We start from the raw sequence: 14,732 nt of genomic DNA, 5'->3' as shown, positions 1-14,732 counted from the left end.
CCGAACGGCTGATCAAGGGGCGAACGGCTCACGGCCGTTCGCCCTTTTCCTCACTCCACGGTCACCGACTTCGCCAGGTTCCGCGGCTGGTCCACCTCGTTGCCCCGGGCCGTGGCCAGCTCGCAGGCGAAGACCTGGAGCGGCACCGTCGCCACCATGGGCTGCAGCAGGGTCGGAGTCGCCGGGATGCGGATCAGGTGGTCGGCGTAGGGAGCGACCGCCTCGTCCCCCTCCTCCGCGATGACGATCGTCCGCGCACCGCGCGCCCGGATCTCCTGGATGTTGGAGACGATCTTGTCGTGGAGGACGGACCGGCCCCGGGGCGACGGCACGACCACGACCACCGGCACGTCCTGCTCGATCAGTGCGATCGGCCCGTGCTTCAGCTCGCCCGCCGCGAAGCCCTCGGCGTGCATGTAGGCGAGTTCCTTGAGCTTGAGGGCGCCTTCCAGGGCGACCGGGTAGCCCACGTGCCGGCCCAGGAACAGGACCGTGTTCTTGTCGGCCAGCGAGCGCGCGAGCGCCCGTACCGGCTCCATGGTCTCCAGGACCCGCTCGACCTCGCACGAGATCTTCGACAGGTCCCGGATCACCGCTCCGATCTCGTCGCCCCACTTGGTGCCTCGCACCTGGCCCAGGTACAGAGCCACCAGGTAGCAGGCGACCAGCTGGGTCAGGAACGCCTTGGTGGAGGCGACGGCCACCTCCGGTCCGGCGTGTGTGTACAGCACCGCGTCCGACTCGCGCGGAATCGTCGAGCCGTTGGTGTTGCAGATGGCCAGCACCTTGGAGCCCTGCTCGCGGGCGTGCCTGAGTGCCATCAGGGTGTCCATGGTCTCGCCGGACTGGGAGATGGCGATCACCAGGGACCGTGAGTCCAGGATCGGGTCGCGGTAGCGGAACTCGCTGGCCAGCTCCACCTCGCACGGGATCCTCGTCCAGTGCTCGATGGCGTACTTGGCGATCAGGCCGGCGTGGAAGGCCGTACCGCAGGCGACGATGACGACCTTGTCCACCTCGCGCAGTTCGGACGGGGAGATCCGCACCTCGTCGAGGGTCAGCGAGCCGGACGGGTCGATGCGCCCGAGCAGTGTGTCGGCGACCGCCTTGGGCTGCTCGGCGATCTCCTTGAGCATGAAGTAGTCGTAGCCGCCCTTCTCGGCGGCCGAGGCGTCCCAGTCGACGTGGAAGGAGCGGACGTCGGCGGGGCGGCCGTCGAAGCCGGTCACCGTCGCGCCGTCGCGGCGCAGCTCCACCACCTGGTCCTGGCCCAGCTCGATCGCCGAGCGCGTGTGGTCGATGAAGGCGGCGACGTCGGAGGCCAGGAACGCCTCGCCCTCGCCGATGCCCACCACGAGCGGGGAGTTGCGGCGCGCGCCCACGACCACGTCCGGGTCGTCGGCGTGCACGGCTACCAGCGTGAACGCGCCATCCAGGCGCCGGCACACCAGCCGCATCGCCTCCGCCAGGTCGGCACCGGCGGAGAACTCCTCGGCCAGGAGGTGGGCGACGACCTCGGTGTCCGTCTCGGAGGCCAGGTCGTGCCCCCGCTCCGCCAGTTCCGCCCGCAGCACCGCGAAGTTCTCGATGATGCCGTTGTGGACGACGGCGACCCGGCCCGCGTTGTCCAGGTGCGGGTGCGCGTTCGCGTCCGTCGGGCCGCCGTGGGTGGCCCAGCGGGTGTGGCCGATGCCCGTCGAGCCCGTGGGCAGCGGCCGGTCGACCAGCTCCTTCTCCAGGTTGACGAGCTTTCCGGCCTTCTTCGCCCCGGCCAGCCCGCCGTCCGCCAGCACGGCGACGCCCGCCGAGTCGTACCCCCGGTACTCCAGCCGCTTCAGCCCGGCCATCACGACGTCGAGCGCCGACTGCGTTCCTACGTATCCCACGATTCCGCACATGAGCGGCAGCCTACGGTCCGTCAGCCGCTCGAAGTGGCTGGCGCGTGCCCGAAATCGGAAATTCCCGCCGGGGTTCGAGGGCCCCGGCGGGCTGTTTTCGGCTTTCAGCCGAGCTTGGCGACCTGTGCGTCGACGATCTCGGTGGGGAAGTCGAAGTCCTTGCCGGTGGCGGCCGACGCGATGTTGAGGACGGGGAAGTAGGCGAGGGTGGCACCCTTGCGCACGACGGTGCCCTTCACCGGCGCCTTCACGCCTTCCTCGGCGTCGACGAACCAGGTCAGGGCGACCGCCTCGTCGGCACCCTGGGGCGCGGTGCCCGTGACCACCTTCAGGATCTTGGTCTTCTCGCCGTCCACGGTGAACGAGAAGCCGCCGGAGCACTTCGCCGCGGCCGTCCGGAGGTCCTTGAGGGCCTGCTCGGCGCCGCCGTTGTCGTAGGAGGCCAGCGTCTCGACGGTCTTCGACCGGTCGGTGAGAGCGAGCATCTTGTCCTCGGCGCTCGCGCCCGCGGCGGGCTTCTTCGCGTCACCCGTCCACGACCGCTTCACCGTGGTGGCGGGCTTGCCGACGTAGGAGCCCACCTGAAGGTAGGCCAGCGGCTTGCACACGGGGTTGTCCGCCGTGACCTTGTCCTGCGCGATGTCGTCCTGCGCCGGCACCTTGGTGACGACCTTGCCGCTCTTGACGTCCGCCTGCGTGAGCGCGGCCTTCTCCAGCTCGGCGGCGCTCAGTGCCTTGCCGGGGGCCGCCGGGGCGCTCTTGTCGGCCTGGGCCGCCTTGCCGTTGTCCCCCTTGTCGCCGGACGAACCGCCGCAGGCGGTGGCGAGCAGGGCGAGGGCGGCGGCCGAGGCGGCGACAGCGGCACGACGAACGACGGTACGTCTCAAGTGAGTGGCTCTTTCTCTTGCGATCCGCACGACCCACGGGAAGCGGGCGGCGTCCGCGTCGGCCCCTGTGGATCTTTGCTTGCACTTTAGACACGGCAGACCCACAGTTGATCACGCAATTACCACCCGGTATCCATCCGTGACACCGACGTGATCTTGACGGCCTCCCGCCCCGGCGGCCACGCCCCGCGGCCGACGGCACGTGACGCACCCCACCCCGCCACCCCGTTCAAACTCCGTTAACAATGGACTGTGATCTCTCCGGTCTCCTCGATGCCCCGGAGCGCCCACCGGTCACGGCCGGAGGCGACTCCCTACGTCGACCTCACCCGCGCCGAGTGGAGCGCGCTGCGCGACAAGACACCGCTCCCCCTCACCGCCGAGGAGGTCGAGAAGCTGCGCGGCCTCGGCGATGTCATCGACCTCGACGAGGTGCGGGACATCTACCTCCCGCTCTCCCGCCTCCTCAACCTCTACATCGGCGCCACGGACGGCCTGCGCGGCGCCCTGAACACCTTCCTCGGCGAGCAGGGCTCCCAGTCGGGCACCCCGTTCGTCATAGGCGTCGCCGGGTCCGTGGCGGTGGGCAAGTCCACCGTGGCCCGTCTGCTCCAGGCCCTCCTGTCCCGCTGGCCGGAACATCCGCGCGTCGAGCTGGTCACCACCGACGGCTTCCTGCTTCCCACCGAGGAACTGCAGGCCCGTGGCCTGATGTCGCGGAAAGGGTTCCCCGAGTCGTACGACCGCCGGGCGCTGACCCGCTTCGTCGCGGACATCAAGGCCGGCAAGGACGAGGTGTCGGCCCCCGTCTACTCCCACCTCATCTACGACATCGTCCCGGGCGAGAAGCTCACCGTCCGCCGCCCCGACATCCTGATCGTCGAGGGGCTCAACGTCCTCCAGCCCGCCCTGCCCGGCAAGGACGGCCGCACCCGGGTCGGTCTCGCCGACTACTTCGACTTCAGCGTGTACGTCGACGCGAGCGGCGAGGACATCGAACGCTGGTACCTCAACCGCTTCAGGAAGCTGCGCCAGACCGCCTTCCAGGACCCCGACTCGTACTTCCGCAAGTACACCCAGGTGTCCGAGGAGGAGGCGCTCGACTACGCGCGCACGCTGTGGCGCACCATCAACAAGCCCAACCTCGTGGAGAACATCGCTCCCACCCGCGGCCGGGCCGGCCTGGTCGTCCGCAAGGGCCCGGACCACAAGGTCCAGCGGTTGCGGCTGCGCAAGCTGTAGGGCGCCGCCGCTGCCCGGCCCGAAGCGGCTCCGGGCCGGGCAGCGCGAGCGCACGTCGCGGACGGGCGGCTCCTAGAGCCGCCGCTCGCAGTTCGAGGCGATGTTGTCGCCGGGGTCGGCGAACACCACGTCGCTGCCGCCGCCGCAGTTCACCGTGTCACCGCCGGCGTGGTCCTCCACGCCGATCGTGTCGTTGCCGCCGTTGGTGGTCACGTTGTCGATGCCCGTGCCGGCGTCGACGGTGGTGTTGACCGGAACATTGGTCGTGGCGGTGTCGTTCTGGTCGTCCAGCGCTATGGCGAGCCGCGTGACGGTGCTGATGCTGCCGCAGTCGGCGGTGTTGGCGGACACCCGTGTGCACCCCGGACCTATCGCGACACCCGTGGCGTCCGTGAGACGCAGATGGCCGCCCGAAACAGTGGCCGTGACCTGGTTCTGAACGCCGGTGCGCGCCTGGAGCCCGGCAAGGCCGCCGAAGATGCGGAACGCCGTGGAGCCCGGTGTCTGGGCGGCGGCGGGAGTGGCGAACGAAACGACGACGACACCCGCGACCAGGGCCGGACCTGCCGCTCGCTTCAGGGTGCTGCTCACGATCTTCATACTGTGCTGCTCTCTTCCGTCGAGGCGGGGCGCCAGACAAGGGCCCCTCGACAAAAGTGAAACAACCAGTCACCACTCATGCACTCTCAGTTGCGTTCCTTCGGGTGACGCAGCCGGTGCGCACGTGTGCGCCGGGCACCGCCGGGGACGGATCCGCCCCGGACGGCGTCCTGCGGAACCAGGGCCTTTCTTTCGGCCCCGGCAAGATCCGAAAGCCAGGCCCTAGCCGAGCGCCGACTTCACCGCATCGGCCAGGCGCCCGGCAACCGACCGTGCCTGGTCGATGTCGGCCGCCTCGACCATCACCCGCACCAGCGGCTCCGTACCGGAAGAACGAAGCAGCACCCGCCCCGTCCCACCGAGTTCACGCTCGGCCTCGGCGACGGCGGCAGCCAGGTCGGCGGAGGTCGTCACCCTCGACTTGTCCACGTCGGGGACGTTGATCAGCACCTGCGGCAGCCGCTCCATCACGGACGCCAGCTCGCGCAGCGTACGGCCGGTCTGGGCGACCCGGGCGGCCAGCAGCAGGCCCGTCAGCGTGCCGTCGCCGGTCGTCGCGTGGTCGAGGATGATCACGTGCCCGGACTGCTCGCCGCCGAGGGCGAAGCCGTGCTCCTTCATCTCCTCCAGCACGTACCGGTCACCCACGGCGGTCTGTACGAGCCGGATGCCGGCCCGCTCCATCGCCAGCTTGAAGCCGAGGTTGGACATGACCGTGGCGACGACGGTGTCCGAGCGCAGCTCGTCCCGCTCGCGCAGCGCCAGCGCGAGCACGGCGAGGATCTGGTCGCCGTCCACCTCGTCGCCGGTGTGGTCCACGGCCAGGCAGCGGTCGGCGTCCCCGTCGTGCGCGACACCGAAGTCGGCGCCGTGCTCGAGGACCGCGGCCTTCAGCTTGTCCAGGTGGGTGGAGCCGCAGCCGTCGTTGATGTTGAGCCCGTCCGGCTCGGCACCGATCGTGACGATCTCGGCGCCGGCCCGCGAGAACGCCTCCGGCGAGACCCCCGCGGCCGCGCCGTGCGCCTCGTCCAGGACGATCTTCAGGCCGTCCAGCCGGTTCGGCAGCACCGACAGCAGATGGCCGACGTACTGCTCGAAGCCCTCGTCGTACGACCGCACGCGCCCGACCCCGGCACCGGTGGGCCGCTCCCAGGGCTCACCGTGACGGTGGGACTCGTACACGGCCTCGATCCTGTCCTCCAGCTCGTCGGCGAGCTTGTGGCCGCCGCGGGCGAAGAACTTGATGCCGTTGTCCGGCATGGCGTTGTGGCTGGCGGAGAGCATCACGCCGAGGTCGGCGCCGAGCGCACCGGTCAGGTGGGCCACGGCGGGCGTCGGCAGCACGCCCACGGTCAGCACGTCCACACCGGCACTGGCCAGGCCCGCGACCACGGCCGCCTGAAGGAACTCCCCGGACGCACGCGGGTCCCGTCCGACCACCGCCGTCGGCCGGTGGCCCTCGAAGGTGCCCGCCTCGGCCAGCACGTGCGCCGCCGCGACGGACAGGCCGAGCGCCATCTCGGCGGTCAGGTCCGCGTTGGCGACACCGCGCACGCCGTCCGTACCGAAGAGTCGTCCCACGTGTCCTCCTGAGGAAGCGTCCTTGCTGCCTTGCATGGTGGCAGCAGCCAGGTCATCCGATCACACCAGCCGTTGAGCGTCTTGTGTCGTTATACGCCCTTGGCCGGGATAAACGAACGCCCCGACGGCACATGTGGCGTGCCGCCGGGGCGTTCGGAGTACGAGCAGGCAGCTGCTGATTAGCGCTTGCTGTACTGCGGGGCCTTGCGGGCCTTCTTCAGACCGGCCTTCTTGCGCTCGACCGCACGGTCGTCGCGCTTGAGGAAGCCGGCCTTCTTCAGCGGGCCGCGGTTGTTGTCGACGTCGGCCTCGTTCAGCGCACGGGCGACACCGAGACGGAGCGCACCGGCCTGACCGGAGACACCGCCACCCGCGATGCGGGCGATGACGTCGTAACGGCCCTCGAGCTCGAGCACCTTGAAGGGCTCGTTGACTTCCTGCTGGTGCACCTTGTTGGGGAAGTAGTCCTCAAGGGTGCGACCGTTGATCTTCCACTTGCCGGTGCCCGGGACGATCCGGACGCGGGCGATGGCGTTCTTGCGGCGGCCCAGGCCGGCGGCCGGCTGGGGCTCACCGAAGCGGGAGGCCAGGGACTCCGAGGTGTACTCGCCCTCGACGGGGACCTCGGACTCGGTGGTGTAGCTCTCGATGTCGATCTCTTCGATCGGCTGCTCGGCAGTGGTCTCGGCCACGATTCTCCTCAGATTCTCTTCAGTCTTAGGGGGTGGCCGGACTTACTGCGCGACCTGGGTGATCTCGAACGGCACCGGCTGCTGCGCAGCGTGCGGGTGCACGTCACCCTTGTAGACCTTCAGCTTCGAGAGCATCTGACGGCCCAGCGTGTTCTTGGGGAGCATGCCCTTGACGGCCTTCTCGACGGCCTTCTCGGGGTTCTTCTCCAGCAGCTCGTCGTAGCGGACGGAGCGCAGACCACCCGGGTAGCCGGAGTGGCGGTACGCCATCTTCTGGGTCCGCTTGTTGCCGGACAGGTGCACCTTGTCGGCGTTGATGATGATGACGAAGTCACCAGCGTCGACGTGCGGAGCGTAGATCGGCTTGTGCTTGCCCCGGAGAAGGGTCGCTGCGGTGGTGGCGAGACGGCCCAGGACAACGTCCTGAGCGTCGATGACGTGCCACTGGCGCGTCACATCGCCGGGCTTGGGGCTGTACGTACGCACGGTTCGTAGCCTTCGCTTCGAGTGAATGGTCCTGAACAGGTCACCGAAACGATCACGACAGCCTCGACCGCACCACGGTGACGCAAACCGCGTGCTGATCGCTGGTCATCGGCCCGGTGGACCGGTGTAAGGGCCCGTCCCGTGAGAATGAGCAAGCCAATACACAACGAAGAAGCAGAGTACCTGGGCGTACCTGGACGGGTCAAAACGAGGCATGCCGACGGACAAACGCGGCATGCCGACGGACTCGCTCCAGCATCCCCCGGCCCCCGTCTAAGATGCGCCCCATGAGTTACGGGCAGGGGGGACCCCAGTCTCAGTGGGATCCCTGGAAACCGCATTCGCAGCAGCCCTGGAGCAGTGACGGCGACGACGGGACTCCGGACTGGGCAGCACTCGCCGAGGCCTCGGAGACACGGAACAAACGCCGCAGGCTGCTGTTCATCGGCGGCGGCGCGCTGGCCACGATCGCCGTGGGCACGGCCGTCGCCATGGCCGTCGTCTCCGCGAACAGCGACAACAACGCCTCGGGCAACCCCACCAACCTGCCCGCCAGCGCCTCGCTGCCGAGCGGCTCGGCCACCGCGCCGTCCTTCGCCCCGACCAGCGCCCCGCCCCCGCTGGACCCGACGGACTTCATATCCAGCGTGAAGAAGGACACGGCGCCGCTCAGCCCCGACACCCTCTTCCCGGGCACGCAGCTGACCATGGGCAGCACGGTGTACAAGAAGGGCCCCACGGCCGACACCAAGAGCTGCGCCACCGCCGCCGGCGGCACCCTGCCCAAGGTCCTCACCGGGAACGGCTGCACCCGCCTGATGCGCGCCACCTACACCAACGGCGGCACCGCGGTCACCGTCGGCGTCGCCGTCTTCGACACCGCGGCCCAGGCGGCGAAGGCCAAGGCCCAGACCAACGACCAGAGCATCGTCCACTCGCTGTTCGGCAAGGGCGTCAAGCCCTTCTGCGACGGGGCGTTCTGCCGCTCGACGAGAAACGCCTACGGCCGCTACGCCTACTTCACGATCACCGGCTTCACCAGCGGCAAGGACGTGACCAAGAAGGACACGAAGGCCTTCGCCACCGGTGACGACCTGGCGGAGTTCACCTTCCGCCAGATCAACCGGCGCGGCGAGGCCCAGGCCTCGGCCGCGGCCCAGGGATAGGCCGACCCCGGCGGCCCCGGCCGCCGCAGAGCGGCGCGGAAGGTCATCGCCTCACCCAGATCCGGTACCGGCCGTCGTTCTCGCTGGACCGCGCGGCGCCCAGCAGGCGGTACCGCCCGCTGTCGCGGACCGCGGCGGCGACGACGGGGTCCATCCTCGGTGCGGCGGCCCCGTCGAGCACGACCAGGTCGAACCAGCCGTCGGCGAGTGCCCGGCGGTAGCCGTCCGCGCCGTGATGCAGGGTGCCGCGCGCATCCCGGTACCGGACGTGACCGAGCGACGTCCACCGGGTGCGGTCGGTGATGTCCCGCAGGTAGTACGCCGGGATGCTCGGCGTCGAAGCGAGGTAGTGGCCGGCGCCGGGAGTGACGTACTGCCGCAGTGTCGTCGTCAGCCGGCTCGCCTCGGGCCACGAGGTGAACCAGGCGGTCGCCCCGGTCGTCCCCACGCACAGCGCGGCGACCCACAGGGCACAGGCCAGCTGGGCATGCCGGAAGTGGGCGCCCCCGAGCCGGGTCAGTCCGACACCGGCCATGGGCGCCGCGAACAGCAGGCCGAGTCCCGGGCCCGTCGGGCGGGCGGCGGAGGTGAGGCGCAGCTGCCAGGCCAGCACGAGCAGGGCGGTGCCGCACAGCAGCAGCCCCAGCACGGCACGCCGCACTGCGCCCGGGACCCCGAGGCGCGCGGCCGACGGTGATTCGTTCATCCGGCCCCTGAAGGCATACGCGACGGCGCCACCGCACGCGGTCAGGAGCAGCGGACCGCTCCACAGCGCGGCACTGCGCAGCAGCTCCGATGTGCTGCGCGTGCCCTGCCCGGGTGGGGAGACGACGGCCCGCAGGCCGCCGAGTACGTCGGCGAGGTGGAGCCAGACGAGGGCCGGGGCGGCCACGGCGATCACCAGCAGTCCGGCCCGTGCGAGGCTCACCCTGCCGCCCTGCTGCCAGGTGACGAGCGCGGCGAGACCGGCCAGGCCCGGCAGGCAGAGCCCGGCGGCGGGCCTGGCGCCGATCGCCAGGAGCGCGACCGGCGCGGCCAGGAGCATCACGGCGAGCGGCGCCCGGGCGGTCCGTACGATGATCCAGGCCGCGAGGGCGAGCAGGAAGACTGCCGCCGAGTCGTGGGTGGCGGAGTGGCCGAGCACGATCGTGGACGGGAGCACGGCGAAGAGCGCGGCCGCGGCGAGCGCCGGCCGCTCGCTGAACAGCCGGCGCGTCAGGGCGTACAGCACCGCGGTCGCGCCGAGCATGAAGCACAGGCTGAGCAGACGAGCGCCCGCCAGTCCGAGCGCCGCGTCCGCGAGCGCGGCCGGCACCGGATAGAGCAGCCGCGCGGCCGAAAGGTGACTCCCGAGGTCCGCCGGCACCAGGTTGCCGTGCAGCAGCCGGGCGATCTGCGCATGGCCGGAGCTGAGGTAGGCCGCCTCCTCCTGGAAAGCCGTGTTCTCCAGCCGGAGGGACAGTGCCGCCTGACAGGCCAGGACACACAGCAGCACCGCCCGGCTGACCCAGGTGCGCCGCCGGCACGCCGCCATGCTCCAGGCGGCCTCCGGCGGCGTGGGCGCGTGTCGGGCCGGGGCCTGCTGGACGCCGGGCTGGGCGGGGACGGAGTGGACCGCCTCGGGTCCGCGCGCCGGGGACGTCATCCGACTTTCCGCACGTCGAAGCCGTAGAGGGGGTTCTTGGCGAGGCGCCGGAACTCGGCGAGGCCCTCCGTGTTCACCGACAGGCGCCAGTCCTGGCGTTTGTCGTGGTCGAACCAGGCGAATCCGACGATGTCCCGGTCGGCCGAGACACCCTCGAAGAGGGCACGGATGTCGCCCTTCCGGTGGCCGCCCCCCATGGCGCCCGTCTCGAGGATGAGGAGCGGCTTGTGGCTGAACCTGCGCAGCTCTCGCAGCGTCGGCCCGAACAGGCCCTTGAAGGTGTGCGGGTCCCAGTCGGTGAAGTACCCCACCAGGCCCTTCCAGTCGACGTAGCGGTCACCCGGGTAGAAGGGCTTGAGGTTCGTGTGCTTGCCCGGCGACATGATGTTCGGCGTCCAGGTCCAGATCACGTTGGTCGCGCCGACGCCCTTGAAGACGTCGTGGATGTGCCGCCAGGCCCGGACGTACTCCTGAGGCGTGGTCCGGGTGGTTCCCCACCTCTCCCAGTTGCCGTTCATCTCGTCCGCGAAGCTGATCGCGATCGGGATGTTCAGGGTGCGCACCGCTCGCGCGTAGGACTTGATGTAGCGGTCGGTGGCGCCGTCGGCGATCTCGGTGACGGTCCGGTTCTGCGGCTCCCAGGACACGACGGTCAGTGCGCCGGACCGCCAGGCGTTGCGCACGCCCGTGGCGTCGAATCCGTCACCCCAGGCGGCGTAGTACACGAGGAGATTCGGCCTCTTGCCGACCATCCTGGTGTAGTCGTCCACCGGGTCCATGTCGTGCGGGGCCTGGGGCCGGGAGAGCCCGAAGTACTTCTTCGGCGGATGGAGCAGGTGGCGTACGTCGTAGGGCCGGTCCCGGTGTGCCGCCGTGGCGGGGGCACGGTGGGCGGGGGCGGCCGAGGTGCAGGCGGCCACCGTGACCACCGCGGCGGTGAGCGGCACGAGCAGGGCAGTGGCGAGGCGGGACATGCGCATCAGTCGGCTCCCATCGGGCGGGGCGGTAGCAGGACTCGTCCGACGATCAGCGCGTAGAAGAGACCCGAGGACAGAAGGAGGGCGAAGTCGTAGGGGTTCAGGGTGAGGGTGCGCCAGACGGCGGCGCCCACCCAGAGCAGCGCGGTGCCGCCACCCCACAGCCACACGCCCCTCGTGCGCCGTCCGGTCCCGTTCCGCTTCGCGGCGGAGGAACCGGTGGCCTGCCAGCCAAGGCGGCGGCCGCGCAGGATGTCCCAGATCGCGAAGACGTGCGCCCAGCCGTACATCATGCGCACGGCCCACGCCTCCAGGCGGTAGGGGACCCGGTGCCACAGTGGGAACACGGCCGTCGTGTAGACGACGCTGGGCAGCACCAGCCAGAGGCTCTCGACGCAGGGCTTGTCGGGGTACACCAGCAGCAGAACGATCGGGATCGCCGGTGCGGCGAAGGTGAACAGGGCCGTGTGGACGTAGTAGAGGAAGCCGGACAGGTAGCAGAGCCTGCTGGAGAACCTCATCCTGGTCCGCCAGAACTTCGCGCTGCCGAGCAGGCTCATCGAGCCGGTGCACCAGCGGTACTGCTGGTTGAAGAACGCGTGGGCGTCGTCGGGGCACACCCCCGCCGACAGCGCGACCGGCACATAGCGCAGATCCCAGCCAAGGCGCCGGAGGTCGAAGCCGGTGTGCACGTCCTCGGAGTGCTCGATGAGGGTGGTGCCGCCGTTCTCCTCCAGCGCCGCCCGCCGGTAGACGGCGCAACTGCCGACGCAGATCGCCCCGTCGCGGCTCTGCCGGGACACCTGCACGGCCCGGTAGAACAGCTCCTGGACGGCGCCGGCCCCGCGCTCGATCCAGTTCTGGGCGTCGAGCACCCGGAAGTACTGCGGGGACTGGACGATGGCGAGCCGCTCGTCCGCTTCCAGATACGGGAGCAGCTCCTGGAGCAGATCCGCGCGGGGCGCGAAGTCGGCATCGAGGACGAGGATGTACTCGCCGTCCGTGAGGCCGAACCCGAAGTGCAGGTTGCCCGCCTTCTTGAACCAGCCGCGGTTGGTGCGGGTGCCGTAGCGGAAGCCGAAGTCGGCTGCCATGGCGCGCAGTTCGGGGTTGTCCGAATCGTCGAGGACGAACGGCTCGCAGGCACCCGGATAGCCTTGCGCGAGCGCTCGTACATGGGTCCAGGTGTTGTGCAGCACCTCGATCGGCTCGCCGCACACCGGCAGGAAGATGTCGACGGACGGATAGCTGTCCGGGCGCCAGCCGGCCACGAGTCCTCGATGCCGTGCGAGGTCGAAGTCGCGGCTGAACAGGTTCACCCGCAGCGAGATCAGGTAGTAGAGCAGGGTGAATGCCAGCAGCGGGACGAGCAGCCACAACAGCGGTGTGCTGGCAGCCAGTCTGAACTGGCTCACCACCAGGCAGCCCATGCTGACGAGCGAGGTGACGACCAGCACCGGCAGGCGGCGCCCGGCGTAGGCGTATTTCTCGGTGTCCGACGGCGGTAGGGGCAGCAGACCAGGGGATGCCGGTGCGACCGGCTTCGGTCTGAGGGTCTGTTGCCGTCTTGCCCCGGGCCGCAGCTCATGGGCGGCCTCAATTGAACGCATATCCGGGAAATTTAGGAGCGGGTCCTCGGAAACGTCACGGCAACGCGATCAACCGGACCCGCATTTAACCCTAAGTAACGGAATACCTACTGGAAATAAACTAAAACGATGCTGATACGACAAACATCCGAAAAGGGCGATCAGCTGCCTGCGTCCTGCAGGTGACTAGCAGCCTGCGCACCCGCGCGCCCCGGGCAGCGAGCGCTTGTTCCGCGCCTCCAGGTTCCGTGCGGCCAGCAGCTCGTCGGCGGGGTAGCCGACCTCCTCCAGAGTCAGCCCGTGCGGTCGCACGACATGCACGGCCGAGTCGCGGACGCCCGCGGCCAGCACCTTTCCGGGCCACTCGGGACCCCGGTGCCCGTCCCCGACGAACAGCAGCGCGCCGATCAGCGAGCGCACCATGTTGTGACAGAACGCATCGGCCCGGACGGTCGCGGTGATGATCCCGTCGGCCCCCCGCACCAGGCTCAGCTCCTGGAGCGTACGGATCGTGGTCGCGCCCTCACGCCGCTTGCAGTACGCGGCGAAGTCGTGCTCGCCGAGCAGCGCCCGCGCCGCCTCGTTCATGGCGTCCACGTCGAGCGGCCAGTCGTGCCACAGGACGTGGCCGCGCAGCAGGGGGTCCACTCCCCCGGGACTGTCGGTGACGCGGTACGCGTAGCGCCGCCAGACGGCCGAGAAACGGGCGTTGAAGCCGTCCGGGGCCTCGGTCAGGCTCCAGACCCGCACGTCCTTGGAGAGCCGCCCGGCGAGCCGCTTGAGCAGCTTCTCGCGGTGCTCCGCCCACAGCTCCTCGGGCAGATCGACGTGCGCGACCTGACCGCGCGCGTGCACACCGGCGTCCGTCCGCCCGGCCACGGTCAGCTCGTACGTCTGCTTCGACCGCGTCACCGTGCGCAGCGCGTCCTCGATCTCCCCCTGCACGGTCCGCCTGCCGCCGGCCTGCTTGGCCCAGCCGTGGAAGTCGGAGCCGTCGTACGACAGGTCGAGGCGGATACGGACGTGACCGGGCTGTACTTCACTCACAAACAGATCCTCTCAAGCTCCGGCTTCTCCCAGGTACGCGAAAGCGGGCCCGCCCCGTAGGGCGAACCCGCTTCCTGCGTCAGGCAGAGCCTCAGGCGTCCTTCGACTCCTCGGCCGGAGCCTCGGCGGCGTCCTCGACCTGGGTCTCCTCGACCTTGGTCTCCTCGGCCTCCTTGACCGCACGCTTGGTGGCGGCCTCGGCCTCACCCACGGCCTTCTGCTGCACCGTCAGCGCCTCGACCAGCTCGATGACAGCCATGGGCGCGTTGTCGCCACGGCGGTTACCGATCTTGGTGATGCGGGTGTAGCCACCCGGACGGTTCTCGTAACGCGGGCCGATCTCGGTGAAGAGCGTGTGGACGATGCTCTTGTCCGTGATGACCTGGAGCACCTGACGGCGGTTGTGAAGGTCGCCCTTCTTCGCCTTGGTGACCAGACGCTCGGCGTACGGGCGCAGGCGGCGGGCCTTCGCCTCGGTGGTGGTGATACGGCCGTGCTCGAACAGCGACTTCGCGAGGTTCGCGAGGAGCAGCTTCTCGTGCGCGGCGCTGCCGCCCAGACGGGCACCCTTGGTGGGCTTCGGCATTGTTCTTCTCCTGTGTGTCTGCCCCGGCCGTGTCAGGTACCGGAGTCAGTATCCGAGCGGGCGGTTGCCCGTCGGAGATCCGAGGCGTCCCCGAAGGGAAGCCCCGGAGGGGGCGCGGGGAACTGCGCGATCAAGCGCAGCGCACCCGCACCCGGGATCGGACCGTCGGTCCCGAGCTCTCAGTACTGCTCGGTCTCGACGAAACCGGCGTCCGCGTCGTCGTCGGCACCGAAGGCGTCGGCGGCGGCGGTCGGGTCGAATCCGGGCGGGCTGTCCTTGAGGGCCAGGCCCATGCCGGCCAGCTTCGCCTTGACCTCGTCGATGGACTTCGCACCG

General features: G+C 69.9%; 13 protein-coding genes and 1 pseudogene. 2 read left to right on the top strand and 12 right to left on the bottom strand.

The window, feature by feature from the left end; all coding sequences use genetic code 11:
- Positions 1-50: 50 nt before the first annotated feature.
- Together glmS and AB0H32_RS15235 are read right to left on the bottom strand one after the other, a co-directional pair.
- Positions 51-1,898 carry a glutamine--fructose-6-phosphate transaminase (isomerizing) gene (glmS, locus tag AB0H32_RS15240; protein WP_361119580.1) on the bottom strand — a complete coding sequence of 616 codons (1,848 nt, stop codon included), beginning with the start codon at positions 1,896-1,898 and terminating at the stop codon, positions 51-53.
- Positions 1,899-2,002: 104 nt separating this feature from the next.
- The gene (locus AB0H32_RS15235; RefSeq protein WP_361119578.1) at positions 2,003-2,785 is read right to left on the bottom strand and encodes a hypothetical protein; all 783 of its coding nucleotides are present in this window, start codon (positions 2,783-2,785) and stop codon (positions 2,003-2,005) included.
- Between the two features lie 252 nt (positions 2,786-3,037).
- Between AB0H32_RS15235 and coaA the strand changes: the two genes are divergently transcribed.
- Positions 3,038-4,027 (top strand): type I pantothenate kinase, encoded by a 990-nt coding sequence (gene coaA, locus AB0H32_RS15230; protein ID WP_361119576.1) that lies wholly within the window; start codon positions 3,038-3,040, stop codon positions 4,025-4,027.
- Between the two features lie 72 nt (positions 4,028-4,099).
- Here coaA and AB0H32_RS15225 read toward each other — a convergent pair whose 3' ends face one another.
- The 4 genes from AB0H32_RS15225 to rplM form a co-directional block, all read right to left on the bottom strand.
- Entirely contained in the window at positions 4,100-4,618 is a 519-nt protein-coding gene (locus AB0H32_RS15225) for a hypothetical protein (protein ID WP_361119574.1), read from the bottom strand.
- Between the two features lie 231 nt (positions 4,619-4,849).
- Positions 4,850-6,208, bottom strand: a complete 1,359-nt coding sequence (glmM, locus tag AB0H32_RS15220; RefSeq protein WP_361119572.1) for a phosphoglucosamine mutase — start codon at positions 6,206-6,208, stop codon at positions 4,850-4,852.
- Between the two features lie 179 nt (positions 6,209-6,387).
- Positions 6,388-6,900 carry a 30S ribosomal protein S9 gene (gene rpsI, locus AB0H32_RS15215; protein WP_100827765.1) on the bottom strand — a complete coding sequence of 171 codons (513 nt, stop codon included), beginning with the start codon at positions 6,898-6,900 and terminating at the stop codon, positions 6,388-6,390.
- A gap of 42 nt (positions 6,901-6,942) precedes the next feature.
- On the bottom strand, positions 6,943-7,386 hold the full coding sequence (rplM, locus tag AB0H32_RS15210; RefSeq protein WP_361119570.1) for a 50S ribosomal protein L13: 444 nt from the start codon (positions 7,384-7,386) through the stop codon (positions 6,943-6,945).
- A 287-nt stretch (positions 7,387-7,673) separates the two neighbouring features.
- Between rplM and AB0H32_RS15205 the strand changes: the two genes are divergently transcribed.
- Complete coding sequence (locus AB0H32_RS15205; protein WP_361119568.1) at positions 7,674-8,552, top strand: hypothetical protein; 879 nt, start codon at positions 7,674-7,676, stop codon at positions 8,550-8,552.
- Positions 8,553-8,595: 43 nt separating this feature from the next.
- On the opposite strand, the gene AB0H32_RS15200 is transcribed toward AB0H32_RS15205, so the two are convergent.
- The 6 genes and pseudogenes from AB0H32_RS15200 to AB0H32_RS15175 all read right to left on the bottom strand — a co-directional run.
- A complete protein-coding gene (locus AB0H32_RS15200; RefSeq protein WP_361119566.1) occupies positions 8,596-10,197 on the bottom strand; it encodes a glycosyltransferase family 39 protein in 1,602 nt (533 codons plus the stop codon).
- Positions 10,194-11,177 (bottom strand): glycosyl hydrolase, encoded by a 984-nt coding sequence (locus tag AB0H32_RS15195; protein ID WP_361119564.1) that lies wholly within the window; start codon positions 11,175-11,177, stop codon positions 10,194-10,196. The genes AB0H32_RS15200 and AB0H32_RS15195 overlap by 4 nt, the downstream gene beginning before the upstream one ends.
- Positions 11,177-12,784: a glycosyltransferase family 2 protein gene (locus tag AB0H32_RS15190; RefSeq protein WP_361119562.1), complete on the bottom strand. Its 1,608-nt coding sequence runs from the start codon at positions 12,782-12,784 to the stop codon at positions 11,177-11,179. The genes AB0H32_RS15195 and AB0H32_RS15190 overlap by 1 nt, the downstream gene beginning before the upstream one ends.
- A 165-nt stretch (positions 12,785-12,949) precedes the next feature.
- Positions 12,950-13,810: a tRNA pseudouridine(38-40) synthase TruA gene (gene truA, locus AB0H32_RS15185; RefSeq protein ID WP_361119560.1), complete on the bottom strand. Its 861-nt coding sequence runs from the start codon at positions 13,808-13,810 to the stop codon at positions 12,950-12,952.
- Positions 13,811-13,901: 91 nt separating this feature from the next.
- Positions 13,902-14,396, bottom strand: coding sequence for a 50S ribosomal protein L17 (gene rplQ, locus AB0H32_RS15180; RefSeq protein WP_361119558.1), 495 nt, complete (start codon positions 14,394-14,396; stop codon positions 13,902-13,904).
- A 179-nt stretch (positions 14,397-14,575) separates the two neighbouring features.
- A pseudogene (locus tag AB0H32_RS15175) lies at positions 14,576-14,732 on the bottom strand (DNA-directed RNA polymerase subunit alpha); the annotation flags it as partial.

This window comes from Streptomyces sp. NPDC020362 (assembly GCF_040642095.1).
Classification (GTDB): domain Bacteria; phylum Actinomycetota; class Actinomycetes; order Streptomycetales; family Streptomycetaceae; genus Streptomyces.
The sequence above is the reverse complement of the archived record's forward strand: the minus strand, read 5'-3'. Positions and strand labels throughout refer to the sequence as shown.